Annotated in this window: 27 protein-coding genes; 2 read left to right on the top strand and 25 right to left on the bottom strand. The window is 57.0% G+C overall.

Annotated features, from left to right (window positions below; all coding sequences use genetic code 11):
* Positions 1 to 39: 39 nt before the first annotated feature.
* From AC2T6E_RS11705 to hpaG, 12 genes are all read right to left on the bottom strand, one after another.
* On the bottom strand, positions 40 to 2,193 hold the full coding sequence (locus AC2T6E_RS11705; protein WP_100165532.1) for a carbon starvation CstA family protein: 2,154 nt from the start codon (positions 2,191 to 2,193) through the stop codon (positions 40 to 42).
* A gap of 217 nt (positions 2,194 to 2,410) precedes the next feature.
* Positions 2,411 to 3,301, bottom strand: coding sequence for a helix-turn-helix transcriptional regulator (locus tag AC2T6E_RS11700; RefSeq protein ID WP_108417170.1), 891 nt, complete (start codon positions 3,299 to 3,301; stop codon positions 2,411 to 2,413).
* A 178-nt stretch (positions 3,302 to 3,479) separates the two neighbouring features.
* A complete protein-coding gene (locus AC2T6E_RS11695; RefSeq protein ID WP_126816035.1) occupies positions 3,480 to 3,992 on the bottom strand; it encodes a 4-hydroxyphenylacetate 3-monooxygenase reductase subunit in 513 nt (170 codons plus the stop codon).
* Between the two features lie 17 nt (positions 3,993 to 4,009).
* Positions 4,010 to 5,572, bottom strand: coding sequence for a 4-hydroxyphenylacetate 3-monooxygenase, oxygenase component (gene hpaB, locus AC2T6E_RS11690; protein ID WP_010427196.1), 1,563 nt, complete (start codon positions 5,570 to 5,572; stop codon positions 4,010 to 4,012).
* Positions 5,573 to 5,767: 195 nt separating this feature from the next.
* Entirely contained in the window at positions 5,768 to 6,658 is an 891-nt protein-coding gene (gene hpaA / locus AC2T6E_RS11685; RefSeq protein ID WP_042717310.1) for a 4-hydroxyphenylacetate catabolism regulatory protein HpaA, read from the bottom strand.
* Positions 6,630 to 7,982 (bottom strand): 4-hydroxyphenylacetate permease, encoded by a 1,353-nt coding sequence (gene hpaX, locus AC2T6E_RS11680; RefSeq protein WP_212474386.1) that lies wholly within the window; start codon positions 7,980 to 7,982, stop codon positions 6,630 to 6,632. The genes hpaA and hpaX overlap by 29 nt, the downstream gene beginning before the upstream one ends.
* 21 nt (positions 7,983 to 8,003) lie before the next feature.
* On the bottom strand, positions 8,004 to 8,801 hold the full coding sequence (gene hpaI, locus AC2T6E_RS11675; protein WP_126816033.1) for a 4-hydroxy-2-oxoheptanedioate aldolase: 798 nt from the start codon (positions 8,799 to 8,801) through the stop codon (positions 8,004 to 8,006).
* Between the two features lie 10 nt (positions 8,802 to 8,811).
* The gene (gene hpaH / locus AC2T6E_RS11670; protein ID WP_108417166.1) at positions 8,812 to 9,615 is read right to left on the bottom strand and encodes a 2-oxo-hept-4-ene-1,7-dioate hydratase; all 804 of its coding nucleotides are present in this window, start codon (positions 9,613 to 9,615) and stop codon (positions 8,812 to 8,814) included.
* 107 nt (positions 9,616 to 9,722) lie between these two features.
* The gene (locus tag AC2T6E_RS11665) at positions 9,723 to 10,103 is read right to left on the bottom strand and encodes a 5-carboxymethyl-2-hydroxymuconate Delta-isomerase (RefSeq protein ID WP_126816032.1); all 381 of its coding nucleotides are present in this window, start codon (positions 10,101 to 10,103) and stop codon (positions 9,723 to 9,725) included.
* Between the two features lie 9 nt (positions 10,104 to 10,112).
* Positions 10,113 to 10,964: a 3,4-dihydroxyphenylacetate 2,3-dioxygenase gene (gene hpaD, locus AC2T6E_RS11660; protein WP_042717302.1), complete on the bottom strand. Its 852-nt coding sequence runs from the start codon at positions 10,962 to 10,964 to the stop codon at positions 10,113 to 10,115.
* Between the two features lie 2 nt (positions 10,965 to 10,966).
* The gene (gene hpaE, locus AC2T6E_RS11655) at positions 10,967 to 12,433 is read right to left on the bottom strand and encodes a 5-carboxymethyl-2-hydroxymuconate semialdehyde dehydrogenase (RefSeq protein ID WP_089598021.1); all 1,467 of its coding nucleotides are present in this window, start codon (positions 12,431 to 12,433) and stop codon (positions 10,967 to 10,969) included.
* Positions 12,430 to 13,707, bottom strand: coding sequence for a 4-hydroxyphenylacetate degradation bifunctional isomerase/decarboxylase (gene hpaG / locus AC2T6E_RS11650; RefSeq protein WP_486691835.1), 1,278 nt, complete (start codon positions 13,705 to 13,707; stop codon positions 12,430 to 12,432). The genes hpaE and hpaG overlap by 4 nt, the downstream gene beginning before the upstream one ends.
* Before the next feature lie 270 nt (positions 13,708 to 13,977).
* Between hpaG and hpaR the strand changes: the two genes are divergently transcribed.
* On the top strand, positions 13,978 to 14,418 hold the full coding sequence (gene hpaR, locus AC2T6E_RS11645; RefSeq protein WP_089598019.1) for a homoprotocatechuate degradation operon regulator HpaR: 441 nt from the start codon (positions 13,978 to 13,980) through the stop codon (positions 14,416 to 14,418).
* An 82-nt stretch (positions 14,419 to 14,500) separates the two neighbouring features.
* Complete coding sequence (gene tsr / locus AC2T6E_RS11640; protein ID WP_126816030.1) at positions 14,501 to 16,165, top strand: methyl-accepting chemotaxis protein; 1,665 nt, start codon at positions 14,501 to 14,503, stop codon at positions 16,163 to 16,165.
* Here tsr and AC2T6E_RS11635 read toward each other — a convergent pair whose 3' ends face one another.
* The 13 genes from AC2T6E_RS11635 to AC2T6E_RS11575 all read right to left on the bottom strand — a co-directional run bounded on the left by AC2T6E_RS11635 (position 16,166) and on the right by AC2T6E_RS11575 (position 26,328).
* Positions 16,166 to 16,675, bottom strand: coding sequence for a GNAT family N-acetyltransferase (locus AC2T6E_RS11635; RefSeq protein ID WP_486691832.1), 510 nt, complete (start codon positions 16,673 to 16,675; stop codon positions 16,166 to 16,168).
* A 24-nt stretch (positions 16,676 to 16,699) separates the two neighbouring features.
* Entirely contained in the window at positions 16,700 to 17,173 is a 474-nt protein-coding gene (locus AC2T6E_RS11630) for a hypothetical protein (RefSeq protein ID WP_337256901.1), read from the bottom strand.
* A gap of 3 nt (positions 17,174 to 17,176) precedes the next feature.
* Positions 17,177 to 17,920, bottom strand: coding sequence for a winged helix-turn-helix domain-containing protein (locus tag AC2T6E_RS11625; protein ID WP_174341093.1), 744 nt, complete (start codon positions 17,918 to 17,920; stop codon positions 17,177 to 17,179).
* Between the two features lie 146 nt (positions 17,921 to 18,066).
* Positions 18,067 to 18,618 carry a helix-turn-helix transcriptional regulator gene (locus AC2T6E_RS11620; protein ID WP_120159659.1) on the bottom strand — a complete coding sequence of 184 codons (552 nt, stop codon included), beginning with the start codon at positions 18,616 to 18,618 and terminating at the stop codon, positions 18,067 to 18,069.
* A gap of 201 nt (positions 18,619 to 18,819) precedes the next feature.
* The gene (opgB, locus tag AC2T6E_RS11615) at positions 18,820 to 21,111 is read right to left on the bottom strand and encodes a phosphatidylglycerol--membrane-oligosaccharide glycerophosphotransferase (RefSeq protein WP_174341092.1); all 2,292 of its coding nucleotides are present in this window, start codon (positions 21,109 to 21,111) and stop codon (positions 18,820 to 18,822) included.
* A gap of 270 nt (positions 21,112 to 21,381) precedes the next feature.
* A complete protein-coding gene (locus AC2T6E_RS11610; protein ID WP_010427179.1) occupies positions 21,382 to 21,864 on the bottom strand; it encodes a YjjA family protein in 483 nt (160 codons plus the stop codon).
* 84 nt (positions 21,865 to 21,948) lie between these two features.
* On the bottom strand, positions 21,949 to 22,686 hold the full coding sequence (gene dnaC, locus AC2T6E_RS11605; RefSeq protein ID WP_010427177.1) for a replicative helicase loader DnaC: 738 nt from the start codon (positions 22,684 to 22,686) through the stop codon (positions 21,949 to 21,951).
* Entirely contained in the window at positions 22,683 to 23,228 is a 546-nt protein-coding gene (gene dnaT, locus AC2T6E_RS11600; RefSeq protein ID WP_460212764.1) for a primosomal protein DnaT, read from the bottom strand. The genes dnaC and dnaT overlap by 4 nt, the downstream gene beginning before the upstream one ends.
* 149 nt (positions 23,229 to 23,377) lie before the next feature.
* Positions 23,378 to 23,806 (bottom strand): organic hydroperoxide resistance protein, encoded by a 429-nt coding sequence (locus AC2T6E_RS11595; RefSeq protein WP_454539783.1) that lies wholly within the window; start codon positions 23,804 to 23,806, stop codon positions 23,378 to 23,380.
* A gap of 84 nt (positions 23,807 to 23,890) precedes the next feature.
* Positions 23,891 to 24,343 (bottom strand): MarR family winged helix-turn-helix transcriptional regulator, encoded by a 453-nt coding sequence (locus AC2T6E_RS11590; protein ID WP_042713994.1) that lies wholly within the window; start codon positions 24,341 to 24,343, stop codon positions 23,891 to 23,893.
* Between the two features lie 41 nt (positions 24,344 to 24,384).
* Positions 24,385 to 25,023, bottom strand: coding sequence for a TetR family transcriptional regulator (locus tag AC2T6E_RS11585; protein ID WP_108417156.1), 639 nt, complete (start codon positions 25,021 to 25,023; stop codon positions 24,385 to 24,387).
* A 67-nt stretch (positions 25,024 to 25,090) separates the two neighbouring features.
* The gene (locus AC2T6E_RS11580; protein ID WP_120159169.1) at positions 25,091 to 25,564 is read right to left on the bottom strand and encodes a threonine/serine exporter; all 474 of its coding nucleotides are present in this window, start codon (positions 25,562 to 25,564) and stop codon (positions 25,091 to 25,093) included.
* On the bottom strand, positions 25,555 to 26,328 hold the full coding sequence (locus AC2T6E_RS11575; RefSeq protein ID WP_120159170.1) for a threonine/serine exporter family protein: 774 nt from the start codon (positions 26,326 to 26,328) through the stop codon (positions 25,555 to 25,557). Before AC2T6E_RS11575 ends, AC2T6E_RS11580 begins: the two co-directional genes overlap by 10 nt.
* Between the last annotated feature and the right edge of the window lie 413 nt (positions 26,329 to 26,741).

The following is a 26,741-nucleotide window of genomic DNA, read 5'->3' as shown; positions in this document are numbered from 1 at the left end:
CTGTGTAGGGCGGGTCAGCGTAGCGCCACCCGCCATTTTTTAATGGTGTGAAGAGGTCTTCACGCCGCCTTCCGGCACCGGCACGTACGGGGTTTCTTTATCCGTACGGCCGTCGGCGTTGCGCACGTTCATCCAGGTTTTGATGCCGTAGAAGATGATGCTGTACACCACCACCAGGAACAGAATGCTCAGACCCGCGTTGGTGTAGTTGTTCACCACGATATGGTTCATGTTGGCAATCTGCTGCGCGGTCAGATCCGCGCCGCCTGCGGCAATCTTCTCTTTGTACTGGTTAGCCATGAAGAAGAAGCCTTCCAGCTGCGGGTTGGCGCTGAACAGCTTCAGGCCAAGCGCCCAGGTGGTGCAGAGCAGCAGCCACAGCGCAGGAACAACCGTTACCCAGATGTATTTGGTGCGTTTCATCTTCACGAGGACCACGGTACCGAGCACCAGAGCAACGGCTGCGAGCATCTGGTTAGAGATACCGAACAGCGGCCACAGGCTCTTCACGCCGCCGAGCGGGTCGACAACGCCCTGATACAGCAGGTAGCCCCACAGGCCGACGCAGCCCGCGGTACCCAGAATGCCCGCCACCAGAGAGTCGGTTTTCTTCAGGAACGGCACGAAGTTACCGAGCAGGTCCTGCAGCATGAAGCGGCCCGCACGGGTACCGGCGTCCAGCGCGGTCAGGATGAACAGCGCTTCGAACAGAATACCGAAGTGGTACCAGAAGCCCATGTCCGCCCACGGCAGCACTTTGTGGAACACGTGTGCGATACCGACGGCCAGCGTAGGGGCACCACCGGCGCGGTTCAGCACGGACGGTTCGCCGATGTCTTTCGCGGTCTGCATGATCTGCTCAGGCGAAATCACGAAGCCCCAGGAGCTGACGGTCGCCGCCGCGTGTGCGCTTGCGTCTTTCAGCTGCGCCATAATCAGCGCCGCGTTGTCACCGCCCATCTCGTGCAGGTTTGGCATGGTAATGCCGAGGCCAGCAGGCGGGGTGTTCATCGCGAAGTACAGACCCGGTTCGATAATGGAGGCTGCAACCAGCGCCATGATCGCCACGAAGGACTCCATCAGCATTGCGCCGTAGCCGATCAGACGCGCGTCTTTCTCGTTCGCCAGCAGCTTAGGCGTGGTACCGGACGCAATCAGAGCGTGGAAGCCAGAGACCGCACCGCAGGCGATGGTGATGAACAGGAACGGGAACAGGGCGCCTTTCCACAGTGGACCGGTACCGTCGATGTACTGCGTTACCGCAGGCATTTTCAGATCCGGGTTAATCACCAGGATGCCGATCGCCAGACCGACGATAACGCCGATTTTCAGGAAGGTCGCCAGGTAGTCACGCGGGGCCAGAATCAGCCAGACCGGCAGCAGCGCGGAGATAAACGCATAGCCAATCAGCGCGAAGGTGATGGTGGTGTCCTTGAAGGTCAGCGCAGGGCCCCAGTATGGGTCGTGCGCAATCACGCCGCCGAAGTAGATGGAGGCCACCAGCAGCACGATACCAATCACCGACACTTCACCCACGCGTCCCGGTCTCAGGAAGCGCATGTAGATACCCATGAACAGCGCAATCGGCACGGTTGAGCAGACGGTGAAGACACCCCACGGGCTTTCGGCCAGCGCTTTCACCACGATCAGGGCCAGCACCGCGAGGATGATGATCATAATCAGGAAGCAGCCGAACAGGGCGATAGTCCCCGGCACGCGGCCCATCTCTTCTTTGACCATCTCACCCAGAGAGGCACCGTTACGGCGAGAAGAGATAAACAGCACCATAAAGTCCTGCACCGCACCCGCCAGCACTACGCCAGCGAGCAGCCACAGGGTACCCGGCAGGTAGCCCATCTGCGCGGCCAGCACCGGGCCGACCAGCGGGCCTGCGCCGGCGATAGCGGCAAAGTGGTGACCAAACAGCACGTAGCGGTTGGTTGGCACGTAGTTCAGGCCGTCATTGTTAATGACCGCCGGCGTGGCGCGCGTCGGGTCGAGCTTCATGACCTTCTGCGCGATGTACAAGCTGTAGTAGCGATAAGCCACAAGATAGACGGAAACGGACGCGACCACGATCCACAGGGCGCTTACGTGTTCGCCCCGGCGTAATGCGACAACCGCCAGACAAAAAGCGCCGAGGATCCCGAGTAAGGCCCAGGGCACGTGCTTCAGTAGTTTTTTAGTATCCATAGTAAGACCTGGTTTTTTATGTAAAGAAAAAAGGGTCAGGGTTCGTTGTGAGGAGGTATTGATTAATGCTGGAGGGATCGTGCCAGATCGTCGCGCGTGTAAAGGACGGTAAATGAGTGAGTGGTTGAAAGTGATGGGTGAGCGGTCAAAGGTGAGGGCGAGTGGTTCAGGCTCGCCGCCGGTGGGAGAAAATATGTGATTGCGATCACGCAGTTAGCTATGCCGTGCACTCAGCCAGATAGGTTGTCAGGGTCGTCACCAGCTTTTCCCTCAGCCAGGCAGGTTCTAAAATGTGAATATTTGGCAGCCAGTACAAAAGCAGCGGCAAAATTTGGTTCTCATGTGCTGCCTGACAGCGGAGCGTGACGCCATCGTGATGGTCTTCCAGCAGCTCTTGTTCCGGCAGGAGATCGCGTCGCATAAAGTAATGGGAAATATTATCGTTGATAAATATTTTCACTTCGAAAGTATCTTCAGAGACCCAGGGATCGAGGCTTTTTTCCAGCAGTTCAATCACGCTCTCTTCAGGAATAAATGTCGTGCCCTGAATATCCATCCAGCGAATCTGGCTCAGCGAAAAGGATTTTAACCTGCTATTTTCGGTGGCTTGTAAATACCATATATTTTTTTTGTTAATGAGTTTATAAGGATTAATCAGACGGGTTTTACCTTTATAAACGATCTGACAAACATTATGGTTTTTAATCGATTTCTCAATTTTCGGTAAATAACGACCAATATCTCGGTGTACGGTGTGCTCAGCGTCGTTGCCAAGAATAAGAATATGATTTTCATCAACGCGGTTTTCGAGTTTCTGCCAAAACTCGGTATTACGATCGGGAAAAAAGTTATCAGCATTCAGGAAGTTAGCAAGGGTGTGGTGCAGTCCTTGCGAGCCGGGAGATTGCGCTGAATGAATGAGCCGATATAGCCCATTTCCGGTATGTTCAACAATCGGGGAGAGTGCATTTAAATCGCGGTAGACAGTGCGCTCGGTAATTTTAAATTTATCCATGAGCGCACTGCGGTTTACCACACCGTGTAAATGTAGCTCAACCAGAATATCGACCAGACGTTCAGCCGAGCGGCTCCGCGTCGATTTAGCCATAAGGTCTTCCTGTATATTGGGATCGGCGCTGAATGATGCGGGTAGCACTGACACGGGGTGTCAGTATTCAGGCACAGAAAATTTCTCTTATGGTTATATAACGGCGTGCTTTAGCGGAAACCTTAGGGTTTTTTGCAGAAAGCCGCACTGACCGAAGAAAGGTCAGCGCGGGAAGGGATTAAACGGCTGCTTCAAGCTCCATCATCACGGGGTGGAAGCGGCGTTTGAAATAGATCAGGCCGTGGCCCTCTTCACTGAGGATGATGTTTTTAATTTCAACGAGATAAACAAGATGCGTGCCGATGGTTTGCACCTGGCTTATCTCCCCTTCCAGGCTGGCGAGCGCGCCTTTTAGCACCGGCTGCGCCAGCGGGCCTTTCTGCCAGCAGGAGAGGGCAAAGCGCTCATCCATGGCCATACCGGTCATCCCGGCGAAATGGCGAGCCATGATCTCCTGCTCGTGGTTCAGCACGTTGACGCACAGCCTGCCGTTACCCTGAAAGACCGGGTTCATGGCGCTGTTGGCGTTGATGCACACCATGACCGACGGCGGCGTGTCCGTCACCGAGCAGACGGCGGTGGCGGTGATACCGCAGCGGCCCGCCTCGCCCTCGGTGGTGACCACATTAACCGCAGCCGACAGGCTGCTCATCGCGTCGCGAAAACGCAGGCGTTGTTCATCTGAATGCATTGCAACCTCCCGCTGCGCTATTTCAGCAGCTTGTCGAGCATGTTGATATCGGTGTTGTTGTGCAGGTGCGGCACTGTCCAGCCGTGCTGATCGTATTCGGACATGCAGCGGTCGACCATTGCCATCATTTTGTCCATGTTGCCGGAGCTCTGCGCCTGGCGCAGACACTGCAGGCGGATCTCATCCTGACTGCCGGAGTAGTTGATTTCGTACAGCTCGTGACGACCGCCAAACTCGCTGCCGATGGCATCCCACATCAGTTTCAAAATCTTGATGCGTTCAACGTGATCCATACCGTTGGAGCCGCGCACGTATTTCGCCAGATACTGGTCGATCTGCGGGTTGTTCAGATCCCGGGCGCTGGAGGGCAGGTAGATCAGCCCGGAGGTGACGTTACGTTCGATGATGTTCTTGATCTTCGCATAGGCCATTGGCGCCATGACGCGGTAGGTTTGCAGCGCGGCGTGATCCGGCAGATACGCGCCGTTGACCCACGGGGTGGCTTCGGAACACATGGAGTCGCTCAGCGCCCAGAACATGTTGCGCCAGGCCACCACTTCGCCGAGATCCGCCTGCACGCCGCGGAACTCCAGGGTGCCGGTGCACTCGAGCGATTTCTTCAGCAGGGCGGTGATGAAGTCGAGCTTCACCGCAAGGCGCACGCAGGCCTGCAGCGGGTACATTCGCGCAAAGCCGCCCTCCATCGTCCAGCGACGGCAGCGGTCGAAATCGCGGTAGATCAGCACGTTTTCCCACGGGATCAGCACGTGATCCATCACCAGGATCGCGTCGTTCTCGTCAAAGCGGCTGGAGAGCGGGTAGTCGTACGGGGATCCGGTTGCGCCTGCCACCATCTCGTAAGAGGCGCGGGAGATCAGCTTCACGCCTTCGGCATCCATCGGCGCGACGAACATCAGCGCGAAGTCCGGGTTTTCGCCCATCACCTGCGCGGAGCCGAAGCCGATCATGTTGTAGTGGGTCAGCGCCGAGTTGGTTGCCACCACTTTCGCGCCGCTGACGATAATCCCGGCGTCGGTCTCTTTCTCCAGCTTGATGTAGACGTCTTTTACTTCGTCCGCCGGCTTGTGACGGTCGATTGGCGGGTTAACGATGGCGTGGTTGAAGTACAGGCCGGTTTCCTGAATGCGGGTGTACCAGTTACGGGCGTTCTGCTCGAACTGGCCGTAGAAGGCCGGGTTGGCACCGAGCGCGCAGCCAAACGCGGCTTTGTAGTCCGGCGTGCGGCCCATCCAGCCGTAGCTCAGGCGTGACCACTCGGCGATGGCATCGCGTTGCTGACGCAGGTCATCGGCGCTTTTCGCCACGCGGAAGAACTTGTGGGTATAGCCGCCGCTGCCGGTGTCGGTGCCCCAGCAGAGGGTATCCTGCATGTCCGGCTTGTGCAGCGCGTCGTACATCTGCGCGATGGAGGCCGCCGCGTTGCGAAACGCCGGATGGGTGGTGACGTCTTTGACGCGCTCGCCGTAGATATAAATCTCACGACCGTCCTGCAGGCTTTTTAAATACTCTTCGCCGGTTAACGGACGTTTGGCATCAGCGCGGAAATCTTCAGGCTTCATAGGGACCTCGTATCGGAATAGGGTTGTTAAATTTATGTTTTGTTTTTGTTGTTTAATTGAAGCCTGAGCGGGGCGGAACGTGAAGGGACGTTTGGGACAACGGCGGGTACTTTTCGGGTGGGATGTAGTTTTGTGATCTGTGCGGCTTTTCGGCGGGTGGCGCTGCGCTTACCCGCCCTACGAACCGTGATGCGTTCAGGAAACCGGTACTTTCTGCGCCCGATACGCGCTCGGCGAGCACCCCACTAAGCGGTTAAAAAAGCGGGCAAAGTAAGCCGGATCCTTAAACCCCAGCTGCCAGGCAATCTCGCTGACCGCGCTGTCGGAGAAGAGCAGCAGCCGCCTGGCCTCGCGCAGCTGCCGGTCGAAGATCAGCCGCTTCGGCGGTCGGTTGGCGAAGCGGCGGCAGATATCGGTCAGGCGGGATTCGGTCAGGTGCAGCTCGCTGGCGTATTCCGGCACCGTCCAGTGCTGGTGGTAGTGGGCATCAATCAGCTGGGTAAAGCGCTGGAATAGCTTCAGCTCGCCGCGCATACCGCCTGAAGCGTGGTCGTCAAGCTTCGCGTTGCGCAGCAGCAGGGTAAAGACCGCCTGCGCCAAAAGGACCAGCGTGTGTTCTCGCCCCGGCAGTTGTTCCGTGGATTCCCGGGCAATGAGCTGCCAGTAGTGCTTCAGCGCCGCCAGCTCGTCCGGCCTGTCGGCCAGCGAGAGGCAGATCCCCGGCAGGCCAAACGCTTCCCGCGTGCCGGGGTAAAGCACCTCCAGCAGCGGCCAGATCAGATCCTCGCGCACCGTCAGCACGTGCCCGTCGCTGTCGGATTCGGTGATAAACGCGTGCGGCACCGACGGCGGCGTCAGGACGAACAGCGGGGCCTGCACCGAGTAGCGGTGATCGTCGAGCTGGAGTTCAATCTGCCCGGTATCGAGAAAGTGCATCTGAAAATACTGGTCGTGACGATGCGCCTGCATGTCGCGGCCAAAAAAGGCCGCCATGCGGGCGAACGACTGGTAGTGCACATCGTCGGTGCCCAGACTTTCGTCGTACTCCTTGCTGATATCAATGTTGGCGATGGGGCTCTGGCACACGATCGTTCCTCAGTTGATCCCGCTGCGTCATCGGAATGCGCGTCAGCACCAGCGCGCCGACCACCAGCAGCCCGGCCACGAACCACAGCCCGGAGCTGAAGCTGCCGGTCGCGTCGCGCAGGATCCCAATCAGCAATGGGCTGACGGCAGAACCCACGTTGCCAATGGCGTTGATCACCGCCAACGCCACCGCGCGGGACTGCAGGCTAATCACCCGATCCGGCGTGGTCCAGAATATGGCCATGGCGGTGAAGGATCCGGTTGAGGCCATGATGATGCCAAGCAGCTGGATCAGGCTGTGATCCGTCGCGGAGGCCAGCATCCATCCCGCCGCGGCGAACAGGTACGGCAGGATGGTGTGCTTTTTTCGCTCTTTCAGCCTGTCGGAGCGGCGGCTCCACCAGATCATCCCGAGAATGGTGCAAAACTGCGGGATCGCCGCCAGCAGGCCGATGACGATATTGCTGCTCCCCGTGTTAAAGCTTTGCAGGATCTGCGGCGTCCAGATGTTGATCGCGCTGAGCGTGTTGGTCAGGCAGAAGTAGGCCAGCGTGTAGAGCAGCACCGCCGGGGTCAGCACTTCGCGCAGCGTCGAGCGCGGCGTGACGGATTGGGCAATGGCGACCTCCTGCTCGCGGGCAATCATCGTTTTCAGCGCCTGTTTTTCGTCGTCGTCCAGCCAGGTGGCCTGATCCGGCGTGTCGTTGAGGTAAAACCAGGTCACCACGCCGAGCACCACGGAGGGCAGCCCTTCCAGCAGGAACAGCCACTGCCAGCCCTTCAGGTTCCACAGCCCGTCCATTGCCAGAATGTAGCCGGAGAGGATCGAGCCGAGCATCATGGTCACCGGCATGGCGATCATAAACAGCGCGTTGGCGCGGGCGCGGTGATAGGCCGGGAACCACCAGGTGAGATAGACCAAAATCCCCGGCAGGAAGCCCGCTTCGGCAATGCCTACCAGCATGCGCAGGACGTAGAGCGTTTCAGGGCTGGTGGCGAACATGGTGCAGGTGGAGGCGATGCCCCACACCACCATGATCCCGGCGATCCAGCGCCGCGCGCCGATTTTCGCCAGCATGATATTGCTCGGGATCCCGCACAGCACGTAGGTGACGTAAAACAGCGTCGCGGCCAGGCCAAACATGGTGGACGTAAGTCCCAGATCTTTACCCATCGTCAGCCCGGCAAAGCCGATGTTGATGCGATCGAGAAACGAGAAAACAAACAGGATGAAGAGAAAGACGATCAGGCGTCGGAACAGCTTGTTAATGGCGCGATGTTCAACAGCTTTATTATCATGGGTTTGCAGGGTAGAGGTCGTCATGGTGCGCTCCAGATCTTACGTTTAGTAGACGGATTTATTGTTATTAACTGACGTAACCGGTTGTTCGATAAAACGTGCCGCCAGCGCTTCCGCGCCGCGGGCGAGCAGGGTGGTGTCGACGCCGACGGCGACAAACAGCGCGCCGAGGTCGAGATAGCGTTTTGCCAGCGCCTCGTTCGCCATCAGGATGCCGGGCGCTTTACCGGCGGCGCGTATCTGCGCGATCGCCTGCTCAATGGCGGCCTGGACTTCCGGGTGCTGCGGATTGCCGGCAAAGCCCATGTCGGCGCTCAGATCCGCCGGGCCGATAAACACGCCGTCGATCCCTTCCACGTCGAGTATCTGCGGCAGGTTTTTCAGCGCCTCGCGGGTTTCGATTTGCACCAGCACGCACATGGCGTCGTTAGCCTGCTGGAGGTAATCCGGAATGCGGTTCCAGCGCGACGCTCTAGCCAGGGCGCTGCCGACGCCGCGAATGCCCGCGGGCGGGTAGCGGGTAGAACGGACCGCCAGACGCGCTTCGTCGGCGTTTTGCACCATCGGCACCAGCAGGGTTTGTGCCCCCACGTCCAGCAACTGTTTGATCTGCACCGGATCGTTCCACGACGGGCGGACCACCGGCTGGCTGGGATAGGGGGCGATCGCCTGAAGCTGAGTCAGGACGGTCTGCACGCTGTTCGGCGCATGCTCGCCGTCGATCAGCAGCCAGTCGAAGCCTGCCCCGGCCAGCAGCTCGGCGCTGTAGCTGCTGGTCAGCCCCAGCCATAAACCGATTTGCGGACGACCCGCCTTCAGCGCCGCTTTGAATGCGTTTTGCATGGTTGTCTCCTTACACAAAGCGGCAGCTGATGGAGCCCATGCTGCCGTAGTCGACGTGGAAGGTGTCGCCTCTGCTGGCGGGCACCGGGCGGGTAAAGGAGCCGCCGAGGATGATTTGCCCCGGCTCAAGCTGCACGTCGTACGGCGCCAGCTTGTTCGCCAGCCACGCCACGCCGTTCGCCGGGTGGTTAAGCACGCCTGCGGCGACGCCGGTCTCTTCGATCACGCCGTTGCGGTAGAGCAGGGCGGAGATCCAGCGCAGATCTAGCGCGTCGGGCTTGATCGGACGGCCGCCGAGGATCACGCCCGCGTTGGCGGCGTTATCGGAGATGGTGTCGAAGACCTTGCGCGGACGCTGGGTCTCCGGGTCAACGTTGTGGCAGCGGGCGTCGATCAGCTCCAGCGCGGGTATCACGTAATCCGTAGCGTTGTAGACGTCGAAGATCGTGCAGTTCGGGCCGCGCAGCGGTTTTGCCAGCACGAAGGCCAGCTCCACTTCGATGCGCGGAACAATGAAGCGATCGACGGGAATGTCGCTGCCGTCGTGGAAGAACATGTCGTCCAGCAGCGCGCCGTAGTCCGGTTCGCTAATCTGCGAGCTGGCCTGCATCGCTTTCGAGGTGAGGCCGATCTTATGGCCCTTCAGCACGCGGCCTTCGGCGATTTTCAGGCTGACCCATTCGCGCTGGACGGCGTAGGCGTCTTCAATCGTGATCTCCGGGTATTCCAGCGAGATCGCACGGATCTGCTCCCGGGATTGTTCCGCCTGATGCAGACGGTGGGCGATCAGGGTATGGGTATGTTTGTCGAGCATGGCGATATCCTTTGTGCGGCTGTTGCCGGGTGGCACTTCGTTTACCCGGCCTACGTTCGGGGCCGTTGTAGGCCCGGTAAGCGAAGCGCCACCGGGCGAGCAGACGGCTACGTAAACAGCGCGTGCACGTTGTTTTGTTTGTAATTGAGCGTCGGGTGCAGCTCGTCGAGCTCAAACGACAGCGCCAGATACCGGCTGTTCATAAGCGCTGCGAAATGATCTTTAATCAACGCAAACAGCATTTCACCGACCTCTTCCCGGCTCTCCAGGCTGCGCCCGGCACCAATCTTCAGCGTCATATGCACAAAGGCGTAATCATGCTTGCCGTCGGCCATCTGCCAGGTGTCCAGCCAGTGGGCGCGGCTGCGGATACCGCCGAGGGGGAAGATGCCCGTGGCGGCGAGCGCCTCGTTCACTTTGGCGAACAGCCCCGGCAGGTCGGCCTGCTCGCGGATGTTGTCGGTGCATTCAGCAATAAAGTGCGGCATGGTGGCTCCTTATGCGGGCAGCGGGAAAACGGCGTTAACCTGGCCGGTACCGGAGCTGGCGAACAGCTCGGTGAGGAACTCCACCTTGCCGTCGTAGTTGTCCCAGCCGAGCATGCCCAGCAGCATCACCGTGTCGTGCATGTTGCCCTCGCCGTAGCAGTAGTCGGCGTACTCCGGCAGCATGCTGCAAAACTCCTTAAACTGACCCTCGCGCCACAGCTTCACCACGCGCTCGTCCATCTGACGGTCAAACTCACGGGTGTAGCTGTTCATCCCTTCCTCCGCGCGCTGGTCGTCGATAAAGCGGTGCGACAACGAGCCGCTGGCGAGCACCGCCACGGTGCCGTCGTATTTCTCAATCGCGCTGACGATGGCCTCGCCCAGCCGGCGGCTGTCGGCAAAGTCGTGAACCGTGCAGAACGCCGAGATGGAGATCACCTTGAAGTGCTTATCCGCGTTCATGTAGCGCATCGGCACCAGCGTGCCGTACTCCAGCTTGAGGCTCGGGATGTTGTGCGCTTTGGCGCGTACGCCGAGCTTCACCGCCTCGTCGGCAATCAGCTGGCCGAGCGCCGGGTTGCCGTCGTAGTCGTAGGTCATGTCGCGGATAAAGTGCGGCAGCTCGTTGCTGGTGTAGACGCCCGCAAAATGGTCCGCACAGTTGATGTGGTAGGCGCTGTTCACCAGCCAGTGGGTGTCGAACACGATGATGGTGTCCACGCCCAGCTCGCGGCAGCGCTTGCTGATTTCTTTATGCCCGTCGATGGCCGACTGGCGGCAGCCGTGGTTTTTCCCCGGCAGTTCGGAGAGGTACATCGACGGTACGTGGGTGATTTTTGCCGCTAACGCTAATTTACCCATGATCAGATCCCCCATTTTGGAATCGGATGGTCGCCCATGGAGATGCAGACGTTCTTCATCTCCGCGAACACCTCGAAGCTGTACTCGCCGCCCTCGCGGCCGGTGCCAGAGGCCTTCACGCCGCCAAACGGCTGGCGCAGGTCGCGCACGTTCTGGGTGTTCACGAACACCATGCCCGCTTCGATGCTGCGCGCCAGGCGCAGCACTTTGCTGACGTCCTGGGTCCAGATGTACGACGCCAGGCCGTACTCCACGTCGTTGGCCAGGCGCAGGCCTTCCGCTTCGTCCTTAAACGGCAGCAGGCAGGCCACCGGCCCGAAGATCTCCTCCTGCGCCACGCGCATGCGGTTGTCGACGTCCGCCAGCACGGTGGGGCGCAGGAAGTTGCCGCCCTTCAGGTGCGCAGGCAGATCGGTCGGTTTGTCCGGGCCGCCCGCCAACAGGGTCGCGCCTTCCTCAATGCCGAGGCGGATGTAGCCGGAGACCTTCTCCCAGTGTGGCTTGCTGATGAGCGCGCCAATCTGGGTATTCGGATCGTTTGGATCCCCAACGCGCAGGCGGTTGGCGCGCTCGGCAAAGCGCTTCACGAATTCCGGGTAGATGCTCTGCTGGATAAAGATGCGCGAGCCCGCGGTGCAGCGCTCACCGTTGATCGAGAAGATGGTGAACAGGGCGGCGTCCAGCGCGCGCTCGATGTCGGCATCTTCAAAAATCAGCACCGGGGATTTGCCGCCCAGCTCCATGGAGTATTTCTTCAGCCCGGCATTTTTCATGATGTTGCGCCCGGTGGCGGTGCCGCCGGTGAAGGAGACGGCGCGCACGTCGTGATGGCGCACCAGCGCGTCGCCTGCCGTCGCACCGTAGCCCTGCACCACGTTGAGCACGCCCGCCGGAATGCCCGCCTCCAGCGCCAGCTCGCCCAGACGGTCGGCGGTCAGCGGAGAGAGTTCAGACATCTTCAGCACCGCGGTGTTTCCGAGTGCCAGGCAGGGCGCGACCTTCCAGGTGGCGGTCATAAACGGCACGTTCCACGGCGACACCAGCGCGCAGACGCCCACCGGCTGCACCAGGGTGTAGTTGAGCATCTTGTCGTCGACCGGGTAGGTTTTGCCGTTCATCTGCTGGCACACCTCGGCGAAGAACTCGAAGTTGTGCGAGGCGCGCGGAATGAGCACGTTTTTGGTCTGGTGGATCGGCAGGCCGGTGTCGGCGGTTTCCATGGCGGCGATCTCGGGCACGTTCTGGTCGATCAGGTCGCCCAGACGGCGCATCAGGCGCGCGCGCTCCTTCATCGGCAGGTTGGCCCACTTCGGGAATGCCTCTTTGGCGGCGGCGACGGCCTGGTGAATTTCAGCTTCACCGCCGGAGGCGACTTCCGCCAGCACCTCGCCGGAGGCCGGGTTGGTGGTGTGGAAGTACTCGCTTCCCGCGACGTTTTTACCGTTTATCCAGTGGTTAATCTTTTTCATTTTGCAGTCTCCTCGCTGACAATTCGGTTCACCAGGCGCCCCACGCCCTCCACTTCCACCACCACTTCATCGCCCGGCACCACGTCGGACAGCCCCTTCGGCGTGCCGGTGGCGATCATGTCGCCCGGCTGCAGGGTCATAAAATCGCTCAGGTACGCAATCAGGAACGGAATGCTGAAAATGAGATCGGCGGTGGTCCCTTCCTGGCGCAGCTCGCCGTTGACGAAGGTGCGCAGGGTGAGGTTGTGCGGGTCGGGAATCGCCGCTTTCGGCACGATGTGGGGGGAAATGGGCGTCAGCCCGTCGCGGCTTTTTACCCGCAGGTTCGGACGGTAGTAGTTTTCCAGGTAGTCGCGGATGGCGTAGTCGTTGCAGACCGTATAGCCCGCAACATAGTCCATCGCCTCGGCTTCGCTGACCTTACGCGCGGTTTTACCGATGACCACCACCAGCTCCGCTTCGTAATGCATGTATTCGATATTATTCGGGCGCACCGACGTCTGGTTATCGCCGTTGAAGGTGTTTGGCGCTTTGATAAATACCAGCGGCTCGCTGGGCGGCTTGAAGTCCAGCTCGCTGGCGTGATCGGCATAGTTCAGACCGAGGGCAAACAGCGTGGCGTGCGGCGGCGTGCTGTGTGCAATAGTGACGTCGCGCTCGTCCACCACCAGGTTTTCCAGCGGCGGAAAGCCTTCAGCGAGAATGCGCACGCGATCGCCCGGGCGGATCTCAACGCGGCTTTGTGGGGTGCCGAGCAGGATCGCATCGCCGGGATTGAGGGTGGCGAACTCGCTCAGGGCGCTCAGCAGTTCGGCAGCGCTGCGCTGAAGATCGGCGGTGTTCCAGTGGTCCGCTTCGCGGCCGTTGATCTCGGTGATGATGGTCAGGTTATCCACGCTATCAACGGCGACAAGTTCGCCCAGCGGGCAAAATCCGTCCCGGCATTTGGCCTTGATGGCCGGACGGTAGAAGCTCTCTTCCGGTAGGCTCACCTCGTTGGCCAGCGCGTATCCCGCGATGTACGCCGCGGCATCCTCCACGCGCACCTTGCAGGCGGTTTTGCCCACCACCAGCGCCACCGTCGCGCCGCTTAGCACCGTTTCCCCCTGCGGGAAGGGGATCGGCTCGCCCGCGCGGATCACCGTGTTATGCGGTTTGATAAACCACACGGCTGTTTTCGGCGGCGTGCTGTAGGGGGCTTTTTCAAACGCTTCACGCCAGGCATCACGCTGGCTTTGATGGTTGAGGGCGACGGCAAAAACGGTACCTTTCATTCACATACTCCTCACCCCGGAGGTCCGGGTTATGATTTCATTAATATGTTAATGATCTGGTTTTATGCTTTTGCTGTTTATTTCGCAATCAGAAGTGAAAAATTTGTGATATGAATAACAATAAATTTACAAATTGGTTTTTATTTATATGAAAATCAGATTGTTAATAAAACTAACTGGTTTCTGTTAGACTTTTTGACGGAAAACGTGTTGTTTATAAAAGCGTCTTTTAGTGATTGTTTACTTGTTAATGATTTGAAGGGAGAGGCTATGCATGACTCATTAACCATCGCGCTGTTGCAGGCGCGGGAAGCGGCGATGTCCTACTTCCGCCCGATCGTAAAGCGCCATAATCTGACCGAGCAGCAGTGGCGCATTGTGCGCGTTTTGGCTGAACATCCGTCGATGGATTTTCACGATCTAGCGTTTCGCACCTGCATTTTGCGCCCGAGCCTGACCGGCATCCTGACGCGCATGGAGCGCGACGGCCTGGTGCTGCGCTTAAAGCCGGTGAACGACCAGCGCAAGCTGTACGTGTCGCTGACCAAAGAGGGGAATGCGCTGTATGAACACGCCCAGGCGCAGGTCGAAGAGGCGTATCGGCAGATTGAGGCGGAATACACGCCGGAGAAGATGAAGCAGCTGACGGCGCTGCTGGAAGAGTTTATTGAACTCGGAAACCGGGATAACGCAGCGCGGGAAGAAGAGTAAAAACCACAAATTCCAGGATGATTTTCGTAAAGTTTTCCCTTTCCAGGCCGAAAATTCTGTATCTGTCTGAGGAAGAGAAAACATGTTAAACCGTATCAAGATTGTCACCAGCTTACTGCTGGTTTTAGCGATATTTGGCCTTTTACAACTCACATCCGGTGGTCTTTTCTTTAATGCCCTGAAGAATGACAAAGAGAATTTCACCGTCCTGCAAACCATTCGCCAGCAACAATCCACCCTCAACGGGAGCTGGGTTGCCCTGCTGCAAACCCGTAACACCCTGAACCGCGCGGGTATCCGCTACATGATGGATCAGAGCAACATCGGCAGCGGCGCGACCGTTAACGATCTGATGCAGATTGCGTCTGCCTCGCTGAAGCAGGCGGAAAAAAATTGGGCGGATTACGAAGCCCTGCCGCGCGATCCGCGCCAGAGCGACGCCGCTGCACTGGAAATCAAACGTAATTACGAGATCTACCACGGCGCGCTGGCTGAGCTGATTCAGCTGCTGGGTGCGGGGAAAATCAACGCCTTCTTCGACCAGCCGACCCAGAGCTATCAGGACGGTTTTGAGAAGCAGTACGTGAGCTACCTGCAGCAGAACGACAAGCTGTATGAGACGGCGGTGAAAGACAGCAACAGCTCTTACAGCCAGGCTATCTGGGTGCTGATTAGCGTGCTGATTGCCGTGGTGGTGGTGATTGTCGCCGTCTGGCTGGGCATCAAGCAGGCGCTGATTTCTCCGCTGAATCGCCTGATCGACAGCATTCGCCATATCGCCAGCGGCGACCTGGTGAAGCGTATCGATGTTGAAGGCTCCAATGAGATGGGTGAACTGGCCGACTCGCTGCGCCACATGCAGGGCGAGCTGGTGCGTACCGTTGGCGACGTGCGTAACGGTGCGAATGCCATCTACAGCGGCGCGAGTGAAATCTCGATGGGTAACAACGATCTCTCTTCCCGTACCGAGCAGCAGGCCGCCTCCCTGGAAGAGACCGCGGCCAGCATGGAAGAGTTGACCGCCACCGTGAAGCAGAACGCCGAAAACGCCCGCCAGGCGAGCAACCTGGCGCTGAGCGCGTCTGAGACCGCGCAGAAAGGCGGTAAAGTGGTGGATAACGTGGTGCAAACCATGCGCGACATCGCGGGCAGTTCGCAGAAAATTGCCGATATTATCAGCGTGATCGACGGCATCGCCTTCCAGACCAACATTCTGGCGCTGAACGCGGCGGTAGAGGCGGCGCGTGCTGGTGAACAGGGCCGTGGCTTTGCCGTTGTTGCAGGCGAAGTCCGTAACCTGGCGCAGCGTAGCGCCCAGGCGGCTCGTGAAATCAAGAGCCTGATTGAAGACTCCGTCAGCCGCGTGGAAGTGGGCTCTACTCTGGTAGAGAGCGCGGGGGAAACCATGGGTGAGATCGTGAATGCGGTAACCCGAGTGACGGACATCATGGGTGAAATTGCGTCTGCGTCTGACGAGCAGAGCCGCGGTATCGACCAGGTCGGCCTGGCGGTCGCGGAGATGGATCGCGTGACTCAGCAGAACGCCTCTCTGGTTGAGGAATCTGCCGCAGCGGCTGCCGCACTGGAAGAGCAGGCGAGCCGTCTGACCCAGGCCGTGGCGGTGTTCCGCATTCAGCAGGAGCAGATGAAAGCGCGCGAGTTCGCGTCAGCGAAAAACGTTGTCACCCCGGTGATGTCGCGTAAAGCCGCGACGGCCGACGCGGGTGATAACTGGGAAACGTTCTAATTAACTCAGAGGCAGGCGCATGGCGCAGCGCGTTTCATACGCTAAACCGTGCGCGGCCTCTTCTTCCCTTTTTTGACGCAGTTCAGGCGTGAGTGCCGTTACGCGTTCAAACCCCAACCGCGTATAGAATGGCGCATTCCACGGCACGTCCCGGAACGTCGTTAACGTCAGCGACGTTAGCCCCTTTTTACGGGCATGCTCAGCCGCACAGGCGATGAGCTGCCGACCTATACCTTTTCCCTGCCAGTCCAGCTCAACCGAAAGCTCCACGATAAACAACGACAAAGAATGGGCTTCTGCGAGGAGAAAACCCACAGGACGATCCGCTGCCAGCGCCAGCCAGCTCAGGCCCTGTTCGACATAGTCGCGATGCTGTTCAACGGAAATGACGTCGCCATCAGCGAGCCAGGCCAGTTCAGGCCAGGCTCGAAAACGCTGGCCTGCCGCGCGCTCAATGGCGGGCAGACTGGCAACGTCATGCGCAGTGGTGGGGCGGAAGATGATTTTCATGGCGGCAAGTATAGCCTGATCTGTTTATTCCGAGCAGATCAGCAGCGGCGAGTAGAAATTGCCGATCACCATCGCCTCTTCCGGCGTGCGTTCGATGGTCAGTAGCCTTTTCTGTCCCGGCGTTAAGCCAGCAACGTATTTCTCAAATACCCCATCGGGTAATTCATCGTGGCTAAATCGCTCGACCTTGATAATGGCGATTTCAAAAAGCGTGTCGTGCATGTGCCGCCAGTTAAACGTTTCCTGACGGGAGACTTCCCAGCCCTGCCGGATATTCTGCACATTCCCGTTGAGCGTGAAGTAACCCGTGCCGTCGGGGTGAAATCGCATCAGGATCTCACCGTCGAACGTGAAGTTGTTGTCGTCACGCTGCTGCGTGAAGGTCAGGTTACCTTCGCAAATGACGGGCAGGGGCGGTGTATGTCGGTACCATGCCACGGCCATGGTGATTAACAGCAGGTTGAAGGCGATAACCAGCCCTATTTTTTTACGCGTCATGATTCACCATTCGTAGGCATAAAGCGTGCGGCAGGCGCTGGCGGTGTTCTCTTTCGACAGGGAGCATTGCGAAAGCACCATCCTTCCTTCATGGCCGTAGAAGAGCGTGTTCTGAATGTGCAGATAAAAGAGGGAGTTTTTCAGGCACGGCAGGTTGCCGTCGCGCTGCATCGCCTGTGCCAGCGCTATTGCCTTGTTACGAAACACATCTGCCAGCGGCGAGAAGGTGTAGACCGGACATTCACCGAAATGTGTCAGAAGGTGCATTTCCGCGCGCTGCTGGTTTTGCTTAACCACAAACGTCCAGATGCACAGCGCCAGCACCACAAGCGTCAGCCCGCTACAGAACAGCAGTTGAGGCTGAAAACGATACGGCCTACTGGCTGAGGCTGGGCAATCAGATTTTTCGGCCTGGGAATGGACCGTGATGTCCGCGCTCAGCATAAAGCCCACTTTGGGCACGGTGACAATAAACAACATCTCGGGCACGAGGCTTGCCAGCAGTTTCCGCAGGATACTGATGTACTGATTAAGTGAATTGTTGGAGCCCTGCAGGCCGCGCTCATCCCACACGTCATGCAGGAACGCCTCGCGTTCGACGACGTTACCGTGATGGAGCACCAGCATTTTCATAATGCTGTTGGCGGTTGCCGTCATCACCTGGGGTTCGACGTCTGGCGTAGCAACAAGTGAAACGGAACCGTCTTCATCGTTATAGACGAGGGTATCAGCGAGCAGGTATTTCATAGAGTATTGTCAAAAGAGCAGTTGGGAAAATACATATGGTGAATAGTACGCGTGCTATTCATCTAAGAAGCTGGGTATTCTAACTGCTTTGTTACCGATAACATTGATCCAGGCAGGTATTCACGCTGATTAATAAATGAGCGCAATCAGAGGTAGAACGATTGCTGTTCCAGCAGGCAGATTTTACGGTGAAACTCCGCCAGGTTCTGGCAGCGGAATTTGGTCATCGCGTTACGCTTGTGGGTATAGATGGTTTTGGGGGATTTATTCAGCAGTTGCGCAATGCGAACCAGGCTGATCCCTTGACTGAGCAGGGTACACACCCGCAGTTCAGAGCGGGTGAGGTTAGCATCAGGACGGTAGCGCTGGGTGAAATCGGCGTTTCTCAAATGCTGGCTGAGCTGAATTATCGAGATGTTTCCAGCCAGCACCCTGACGCGCCCGGCAGGCAGATAGACGTTGATGTCGTTCACGCGGCTTTCGTCCGTAAATATGAGCCAGCCGTTATCGGTGGTCTCTTTCATGATTTGTTCGCGCATGCGCAAGAGGGTTTCCGGGCTGACGCTGTTGAGCCAGAAAATATCAGGACGCGGCGTCATCATCATCGAAATGAGCGTTTTCAGACCAAGCCACAGGAAATAGTTATCGCTCAGAACGATAACGTGAAAGTCGACGTGGGTGCTGCGTGAGAGAGTCATGTCAGGTGTCGCCCGTTAACGTGAGGGAGCCAGAGGGTCCTCATGGAAATCAAAGTAGGGCAATACTCTACATCCTGAGCCTAAACTAATATGTATATAGATGAAATTGCGTTAAATATAGTGATTTTATCTGATTTATAATAAGCATAAAGCTTTTTATAATGTTGAAATTGCCCGGCGGAACACCGGGCAGAGAGGATATTAACTGTCGCGACTGATAATTTTAATTTCCACCATCCCAATCCCAAGCTGTCGCGGGGAATGGCCGAGGATATTGCCTTCGTTAGTGGACTGCGGGTCTGGCGGAACGATGACGAGCGTGCTGCTGCGCGACGGATTGTCGAAATGCAGCGTGGTGGTGCTTATGTCATTGCCAAGCGTCAGGATCTGTTCTTTATCCCCCACGCGCACCGGGATAGGGCGGTTAGCATTGGGCCCGAACGCTCTGGCCGTGATCACCAGATCGAATTTTTCCGGCAGCGGATGGGCATACTCAATTTTCACTTCGTCACCCAGCTGGGCGTTGGACCAGCGTCCCCAGGATTCCGGCCGGGAGATGCCGCTGAACTGTTTGACCTCTTCCGGCGCGCCGGCCACGTTAAAGATAAAACTGTCCGCTTTATAGCGAATGTCGTTATCGACAATCTTCAGCATGTCGACATTACGCTGATAGCGCGCGGTATCGATAACCGTATCGTTAAACGCCGTTTTGCCTTTCCACTGTTTTTTATCAACATGCTGGACGGACTGTTCTCCGCCGAGCTGTCCCTGAGCGACACACCAGTCGGTCGACAGGGCCAGCGGCTGCGACCAGAGCTGGCCCATCTTGTAGCACGCGTCGATCCAGACAAAATTGTCGCGCGGGGCGAAGTCAGCCAGCTGATAACGCAGCGGTGCGGAGTATTCACTTTCCGGCAGCGGTTCGACGCGGTTGTCCGACACGCGCAGCAGCAGCGGCAGGCGGAAGTGACTGCCGGAGAAGGCAATCATTTTTTTATCCTGGTCGATGGTGAAATCTTTCATCTCTTTCGGGAAGTTCCACAGGCGGATGATATCCGGCTTCCACGCCAGGATTTTCTCCTTCATGTTGAGGAACACTTCTGAGAGCGATTGCCCGGACAGCGTACTGCGGCCAAGGCCAATAAAGTTATCGCCGCCCAGTATGTCCAGCACCGTGGCGCCGTTGTCCATCGAGTTACGCCTGGTGGCGATCACCTCTTGCTGAGGCTGGTCGCCGCGCAGGATGAAGAACAGGTTGCTGCGGTCCTGCTTGTTAAGCTCATCCCAGGCGCTGTTTTTCATCGCCAGATGGTCAGATGACACCACAATCACCGTGTTTTTGAAATACGGCGAGGCTTTGATTTTGTCGATCAGCGCGGCGATATGTTCCTGGCTGCAGGTGACGGCGCTAAATGACGTATTACTCTTGCCATTGATGTCATAATTTTTGCGTTTACAGGTACGAGAGACAAATCCATCCGGATGATGGGTATCCACGGTCAGGGCGAAGAGCGAGAAGCGTTTGCCCGCGCGGGAGAGTTCCTCGAATTTTTGCCAGGTCTCGTCCAGCACCGTATCGTCGTAGAAGCCCCAGTCGTTACGGTAGCTCGGGTCCGCGACGAGGGTTTTTAACTCTTCAGAGCCGTAGAGGTGGTCAAAGCCGTGTGATTTCAGGAACACATCTTTGCCAGCGAAACGCAGGTTTGCGCCCTGCATAAAGTAGTTTTCGTAGCCGGAATTTTTCAGGATATCGCCAAGACAGACATTTTGCGGGAAGAAGCTCGACATGGACGCCGAGGCGTTGCCCTCAAAAGGCGCGAACAGCGGGATACCGCACTGCGACGCGACCATACCGGCGATGGTGTAATCGGTGCCGGGTAACTGCATGGTGTGGCTGAAATCGAGACCTTCGTTTTTCAGGGGCCCCAGATCCGGGGTCAGGTTCGGGAAGGCATCGTTATCAAAATAGGTGCGCTCCAGGCTCTCGCCGTAGATATAGACGAGGTTGAGCTTCGGATTGTCGATCTTCTTCGCGGGTTCTTTGTAATACGCCACGAAATCGGGGTCACCCTCGCGCGACTGGGATTTCACCAGTTCGGTGATTTGGTGGAATGCCGGGCTGGCGTCAACAGAGGCCAACGCCAGGCACAGCGCCAGCAGACTGTAGCCATGATGGTGCGGGTGATGGCGACGACGACGCAGCACCCAGGCAAGGGAACCAAAAATAGCAACCAGAGCAAATACCACGCCCAGACCGGGAAGTATGTACTTACCAACCCCTGCGCCCGTCAGGCTATTCGTCAGGGTGTAGAGTACCGCATCATTAATACCGTCACCGGTAAAGTAATCGCTGGCGTATAACGTAATGTTCAAAACAATAAAAATGCCGAGCACCACCAGCGTGGCAATAAACCACCAGGTGTTTCGGCCCGCTTTCCAGGCGTAAACGCCAACGGAAGCCAGGAAAAGGATAAGGGACATTAACTCTGACAACAGCATATCCTCATGACGCCAGACGCTTTGCTGGCTAACTGATTATTTTTTGGGTAATACAATGTAATGGCGATGTCGTTTAGCTGCAATTTTAGTGTCACGAAAGTGTGCTGTTGTTAGGATTTGGTTTAGAAAATCGTTTTTTTGAAGGCGGTCGCATCCTGGCATGCGGACGCTGAGACGGGGGTAAGGCAGGAAAACAGTCGTTTAACGCCGCGCCGTAAGACTAACGTAACAAACGCGGCATGTTGTGGCAGAAAATGGGGTCAATCAGGAGATGAAATTAACGCCTTGTTTCAGCACCAGATCGCAGGCTTTGGTTTTCACCTGTTTTGCCAGAGAGGAGTTACCGATGGTGCTCAGGTTCAGCTGCTGACCGTTTTGCGCATTCAACAGGCCCTGAATACCGTCCATATAGTTGGTGTCCGCTTTCTGCTCCTGCGTGTCCAGACCCAGTTTACCCAGCACCTGGTTTTTCACGTTTTGCGCATCGGTGACGGAAGCCAGCTTCTGCTTCGCACAATATTCCAGGATCCCCGCCGCGTTGTTCATCGTACCCGCGCTCAGGCTCTGGGAGCTGTTACCCAGCAGGCTGGTGAGGGAAGAGGCAGACAGCCCACCCTGCGTGCTGCCGCTCTCTTTGGTCAGTTCGTTGGCTGCGCTGGAAAGTGACTCCTGCCATGACGCTGCCTGCACCGCGCTGGTTGCCAGCAGTGCACCGAAAAGTGTGCTGATAAGTAACTGTTTTTTCATAATGGCTTTCTCAAAAAGGTCCGTTTAGGGCCGGAAGTGGTTCCAGTATATACCTCCGCGCCGCGCGCGATTCCTGGAACTGTCTTAATACTCTTTGCCGGTGACGCGGCTGCGATAACTTTCCCAGTCAAAGATGACGTACAGGCTGTTGCCGAGCTTCATGCGATCCATTACGCGTTCTCCCAGCAGACGGGTCATTTCGTCGATATTGTGGTTTGTCAGCATTCCGGTTGGCCGCTTGGAGGAAGAGCGGCGGTCAACGATCTGGTTGATGATGACTTTTTCATAGCGGGATTCCGTCTGAACGCCAATCTCATCGATGACCAGCAGGTCAACGTTGCTCAGGTCATTAAGAAGCTGTTCTTCGCTGGTTTCGCGGTTGCTGAACGTCTCTTTCATGGCAGACATGATATCGGCCACGGTGATGATCAATACGGATTTACCCCGCAGCAGCAGCTCGTTGCAGATGGCCGCTGCAAGGTGGTTTTTCCCGGTGCCGGGCTTGCCGCTGAAAATGAAGCTGGCGATGTTGCCATCAAACTCGTCCACGTACTGACGTGCCTGACTCAGCGCATTCATTTGTCCCTGCGACTCGACGTTGTAGTTATCAAACGAGCAGTTCTGATGAAGCGGGCGGATACCCGAGCGGTTAAAGGTGCGCTGCATTTTCATCGCACGGTTCTCACGGGCGAGCGCCGCCGCACGTATTTCACCTTGCTCTTTTTGCCACGCCAGCAGCTCTTCACCCGTTGTGAAGGCTGGCTTCACGTTAGCTGGCATCATTTTTTGCAGACGTTTCATCAGGTCGCCGACGTTCTTCATTTCGCACCTCGGAATCCATTAGGGATCTGTTTGTCCGGTTCAGAAAACGCGTTGATATCGCGCTTGGGCTGGCCATTATTGCTGGCGCGGTTGATTTGAATACTGCGCGCGAGCTTTTGCTGCCACTGCACATGGTGAAACACTTTTCCTTCCGCCTGCCAGTAAGCGGTAAACGCGGCCAGCTCTTCGGGCGTGACCGGCTGCGAGAGCGCAATCCCCCACAGTGCTGCCTGGCGCTGAAAATCAGCATCCGGTTGCCAGCCCGCGTACATGGGGAATTTCCCCATCGGTATGGCAACGGGCGCGTTTTCCGGTTCGTCGAAGAACTGGTTATCCAGGGTGACATCACTGGCCGGGCGCGACAGCCGCGCTTCGATATCCAACAGCTGCGCCAGACGTTCCGGCGTGATTGCGTAAAACGCCGGGGCGTTGTCGGCAAGCACGGCGAGGGTACCGCCTTCGGCATTGGTCAGCACGCCGCGGGGATCGCGCATAAAGGCATCAATGCCAGCAATGCTGGTGGTCAGGATTCTGGAGGACATAACGCTTTCTCTACTGGGTTACTACGGGCGTGATATGGGCTTATGGTAGCACAGAGAGGGGAAAGGAAAGGAGGGGATTTCCCCGGTGGCGCTGCGCTTACCGGGGCTACAGTCGTAGGCCTGATAAGCGCAGCGCCATCAGGCAGTTATCACGCGATGATGTTCAGCGTAACGTCGATATTGCCGCGCGTGGCGTTGGAGTATGGGCAAACGATGTGTGCCGCATTCACCAGTTTTTTCGCTTCCGCAGGATCCATACCTTCAACGTGAATGTTCAGCTTCGCTTCGATACCAAAACCGGTTGGCAGCGGGCCAATGCCGACTTCACCTTCGATAAACGCCTCTTTCGGCAGCGCGAATTTGTCACGAGCGGCCACAAACTTCATCGCGCCCAGGAAGCAGGCGGAGTAGCCTGCAGCGAACAGCTGTTCCGGGTTGGTCACTTCGCCGCCCATGCCGCCCATCTCTTTTGGCACACCCAGTTTAACGTCCAGGACGCCGTCGGAAGAGGTCGCGCGGCCGTCACGGCCTCCGGTGGCTTTGGCTTTGGCAGTGTAGACAACTTTTTCTAAAGACATGGCAGGTTCCTCATCTTACATTTATGTGTGCTATTAAATAGCGTGCGATATATATGGGTAAAGAAAGACGCGTAAAGTATAGCCTTACGCGTGGTGTAACTGTTGTCGCAAAAGCTCAAGCTGCTGCTTAAGCGCCAGCATCGTGTCGGTATCGCATTGCGCTGCGCACCCAACCGCGTGAGGGATCCCCACGGCCTGTTGCTGGAGTGCACGCCCGGCATCGCTCAGGGTGACCGCAACCTGGCGTTCGTCTTTACGAGAACGGTGACGGTTGATCAGCCCGGCGCTTTCCAGACGCTTTAACAGCGGCGTCAGCGTGGCTGAGTCAAGAAACAGCCGTTCGCCAATGTCCGACACCGTCACGTCATCCTGCTCCCAAAGTACCAGCATGACCAGGTACTGCGGGTAGGTCAGGTTCAGCGGTGCCAGCAGTTGCCGGTACAGCTTGTTAAGCGCCAGGTTTGCCGAGTAGAGGGCAAAACATAGCTGGTTATCCAGCAGCAGCGCCGCGGTGGTGTCGTTCGTTTTTGCGTTCATGAGATGAATATAGATAGTGCACGATATAATTGCAAGCTATTTTATGGGCACGTATAGCGCAGTGCCACCTGGACCGCCATTTTTCGGTAGTGCTGACGCTGCGCGGCTTCGTCTGCTCCCTCTTCGAATAACAGCGTAAAGGTGTAGCTGTTGGCGACATAGTGGAAGCTGAAGCTGCTGATCAGACGGTGAAGGTCGCGCGCGTCTACCGTCTGATTGAACAGCTGCTTCTCTTTCCCGCGCTGCAGAATGGCTTCCAGCAGTTCCAGCGCGCTGCGGTTAACCTGGCGCAGGTAGCTGGACTGCTGCATGAAGCGGCCGCGCTGCATGTTCTCCATACAGATGATGCGAATGTAGTCAGGGTGGTCGGCGTGGTAGTCAAAGGTCGCTTCAACAAGATGAACCAGCGCTTCTACCGGTGGCATACCGGCAAGGCTAAGCCGTTTCTCACTGGCGCGGATCTGGGTGTAAACGTACTCCAGAGCCAGAAGATACAGGTTTTCTTTATTCTTAAAGTGATATACCACCATCCGTTTGGTCGTGCCGGCTTTCTCGGCGATTTGCTCCATGCGGGCACCGTTTAGCCCATATTCGGCAAACAGCGCAATGGCGCTCTGGAAAATGTTTTCCTTCAGGCTGCCTTCATTGTGTTCCGGGTTTTCGCTGCCAGGGTTAGCCACATCCTTTCCTTATCGTCACCAAACAGAATGCAGGGATTATTACCATGGCAGCGTGATAACACAAATCTCAAACGCGCGGGCGCTTGCGGTAAAGCCACAAGCCGGGAATCGACAGGCCGATGGAGAGCGCCCCGACAATGGAAGACGCCTTCAGGAAGTTGCTCAGCAGGAGGATCATTTGTGGCTCGGTGTAACCAAAATGGCTGATCTTTACCGCTGAAATCATCGCGGTATAGGCGGAGATGCCCGGAAACATCGGAATAACGGCCGCCACGGTAAAGACCTTTGGATGCGCCAGATACCAGCGCGACCACTGAATGCCAATGCTGCCGACCAGCATCGAGGCTATAAACGTTGACCATTCGATGTTGAAACCAGCCGTCATCATGACCATACGTGAACCGTGACCAATGGCACCCAGCAGTGCACACCAGGGCAACGCCCGCTGCGGCACGTTGAACACCATTGCAAAGCCGACGGCGGGAATGGCGGCCAGAAGCATGTCCTGCGCCAGCGCAAAGAGAAATTCGATTATGCCCATCCGCGTAACCCCCACAGCGTCATCGCCATGACCACGCCGATGCAGGTGGCGAGCGTCAGAAGACTGGCTATCGCCCAGCGCGCCAGGCCGGTATTAATGTGCCCTTTAAACATGTCAGCCACGGCGTTAATCAGCGGGAAGCCCGGGACCAGCAGAAGCACGCTGGCGGCCATGGCAATCGTCGGGGTGTTTGCAAATTGCGGCAGGCGCAGCAGCAGGCCAGAAACCGTAGTGGCGACAAAAGCGGTAATGCAAAAGTTAATTTGCGGGTGCAGTTGCCGGTGGGTCAACAGCTGGCGGACATACATGGCGATACTGCTGGCGAAAAAGGTGATGATGGCACCGTCCCATCCGCCCTGGTTGAGTTTGCAAAAACAGGCGCACGACAGCCCAACCATGACCACCACCAGCCAGCGCGGATAGCGTAACGGTTTAATTTGCGCGAACCGTTTCTCAATTTCTCTCAAATCCAGCAGCTTATGCTCAGCAAGAATGACGATGTGCTGCACTTCCGTCACGACGTGCATATTGATGCCGCGATCGTGATTTTTACGGGTGGACGTCAGGCACTGCCCGTCTTTTATGGTGGTCAGTACAATGGCATTCGACGAGATGGAGCTTTCGACGCTGTCCATGCCGAGCGCCACGCCAAGGCGCGTTGAGAGTTCCTCGACAAGGGCGCTTTCAGCCCCGTGCTGTAAGAGAAAAAGCCCACATTGAATACATATCCGCGTCGTTGCGCGTTGCGTTGACCGATCTTGCATGTATTGCCCTGAAGAGAGGATGGATAGCTTGCCTGTTGGCCCGGAATGCCTATTTTTAGCACAAAGTGCGGTACCACTTGCTCTGGGTCAGATCAAGATTTGTGCAAACAGCCTCACGATCGAGAGTGAAGGAAAGCGATTAAGAATATTTATTTTATGAATATTTAGAAGGTAAAAATATATCTCGCATATATTAAGTATTTCTAATTTTATATTTTCGTTCTTTTCAGCTAACTGTAATTAAATTCGGTTGTTATTTATGAGATATTAACCCTGTTTTGGGCATTTCTTAATCTTGTAAAGATTTTCTTAAAATTGGCATTATTTATGGTGTGTGCACTCAGGGATGAAATAATTTTATCTCAATGCGTTTTATCGCTATTTAGAAAATGAAGAATGGACTCGGAGGTTCT

It is taken from the genome of Enterobacter sp. B79-1, assembly GCF_057444735.1.
Note: the sequence above shows the minus strand (reverse complement) of the source record. Positions and strands in the feature narration are given on the sequence as shown.

Excerpts from the sequence above, each read along its gene's own strand:
- dnaC (WP_010427177.1), bottom strand. The coding sequence starts at position 22,686 with ATGAAGAACGTCGGCGACCTGATGAAACGTCTGCAAAAAATGATGCCA.
- hpaX (WP_212474386.1), bottom strand. The coding sequence starts at position 7,982 with ATGACGACCTCTACCCTGCAAACCCATGATAATAAAGCTGTTGAACAT.
- AC2T6E_RS11625 (WP_174341093.1), bottom strand. The coding sequence starts at position 17,920 with ATGAAATACCTGCTCGCTGATACCCTCGTCTATAACGATGAAGACGGT.
- AC2T6E_RS11575 (WP_120159170.1), bottom strand. The coding sequence starts at position 26,328 with ATGCAAGATCGGTCAACGCAACGCGCAACGACGCGGATATGTATTCAA.
- AC2T6E_RS11700 (WP_108417170.1), bottom strand. The coding sequence starts at position 3,301 with ATGGCTAAATCGACGCGGAGCCGCTCGGCTGAACGTCTGGTCGATATT.
- hpaH (WP_108417166.1), bottom strand. The coding sequence starts at position 9,615 with ATGCTCGACAAACATACCCATACCCTGATCGCCCACCGTCTGCATCAG.
- AC2T6E_RS11595 (WP_454539783.1), bottom strand. The coding sequence starts at position 23,806 with ATGTCTTTAGAAAAAGTTGTCTACACTGCCAAAGCCAAAGCCACCGGA.
- AC2T6E_RS11580 (WP_120159169.1), bottom strand. The coding sequence starts at position 25,564 with ATGGGCATAATCGAATTTCTCTTTGCGCTGGCGCAGGACATGCTTCTG.
- hpaB (WP_010427196.1), bottom strand. The coding sequence starts at position 5,572 with ATGAAGCCTGAAGATTTCCGCGCTGATGCCAAACGTCCGTTAACCGGC.
- hpaE (WP_089598021.1), bottom strand. The coding sequence starts at position 12,433 with ATGAAAAAGATTAACCACTGGATAAACGGTAAAAACGTCGCGGGAAGC.
- AC2T6E_RS11630 (WP_337256901.1), bottom strand. The coding sequence starts at position 17,173 with ATGACGCGTAAAAAAATAGGGCTGGTTATCGCCTTCAACCTGCTGTTA.
- dnaT (WP_460212764.1), bottom strand. The coding sequence starts at position 23,228 with ATGTCCTCCAGAATCCTGACCACCAGCATTGCTGGCATTGATGCCTTT.
- AC2T6E_RS11610 (WP_010427179.1), bottom strand. The coding sequence starts at position 21,864 with ATGAAAAAACAGTTACTTATCAGCACACTTTTCGGTGCACTGCTGGCA.
- AC2T6E_RS11695 (WP_126816035.1), bottom strand. The coding sequence starts at position 3,992 with ATGCATTCAGATGAACAACGCCTGCGTTTTCGCGACGCGATGAGCAGC.
- AC2T6E_RS11635 (WP_486691832.1), bottom strand. The coding sequence starts at position 16,675 with ATGAAAATCATCTTCCGCCCCACCACTGCGCATGACGTTGCCAGTCTG.
- AC2T6E_RS11705 (WP_100165532.1), bottom strand. The coding sequence starts at position 2,193 with ATGGATACTAAAAAACTACTGAAGCACGTGCCCTGGGCCTTACTCGGG.
- AC2T6E_RS11665 (WP_126816032.1), bottom strand. The coding sequence starts at position 10,103 with ATGCCGCACTTTATTGCTGAATGCACCGACAACATCCGCGAGCAGGCC.
- hpaI (WP_126816033.1), bottom strand. The coding sequence starts at position 8,801 with ATGCAAAACGCATTCAAAGCGGCGCTGAAGGCGGGTCGTCCGCAAATC.
- AC2T6E_RS11590 (WP_042713994.1), bottom strand. The coding sequence starts at position 24,343 with ATGAACGCAAAAACGAACGACACCACCGCGGCGCTGCTGCTGGATAAC.
- hpaG (WP_486691835.1), bottom strand. The coding sequence starts at position 13,707 with ATGAAAGGTACCGTTTTTGCCGTCGCCCTCAACCATCAAAGCCAGCGT.
- hpaD (WP_042717302.1), bottom strand. The coding sequence starts at position 10,964 with ATGGGTAAATTAGCGTTAGCGGCAAAAATCACCCACGTACCGTCGATG.
- hpaR (WP_089598019.1), top strand. The coding sequence starts at position 13,978 with ATGCATGACTCATTAACCATCGCGCTGTTGCAGGCGCGGGAAGCGGCG.
- AC2T6E_RS11620 (WP_120159659.1), bottom strand. The coding sequence starts at position 18,618 with ATGACTCTCTCACGCAGCACCCACGTCGACTTTCACGTTATCGTTCTG.
- tsr (WP_126816030.1), top strand. The coding sequence starts at position 14,501 with ATGTTAAACCGTATCAAGATTGTCACCAGCTTACTGCTGGTTTTAGCG.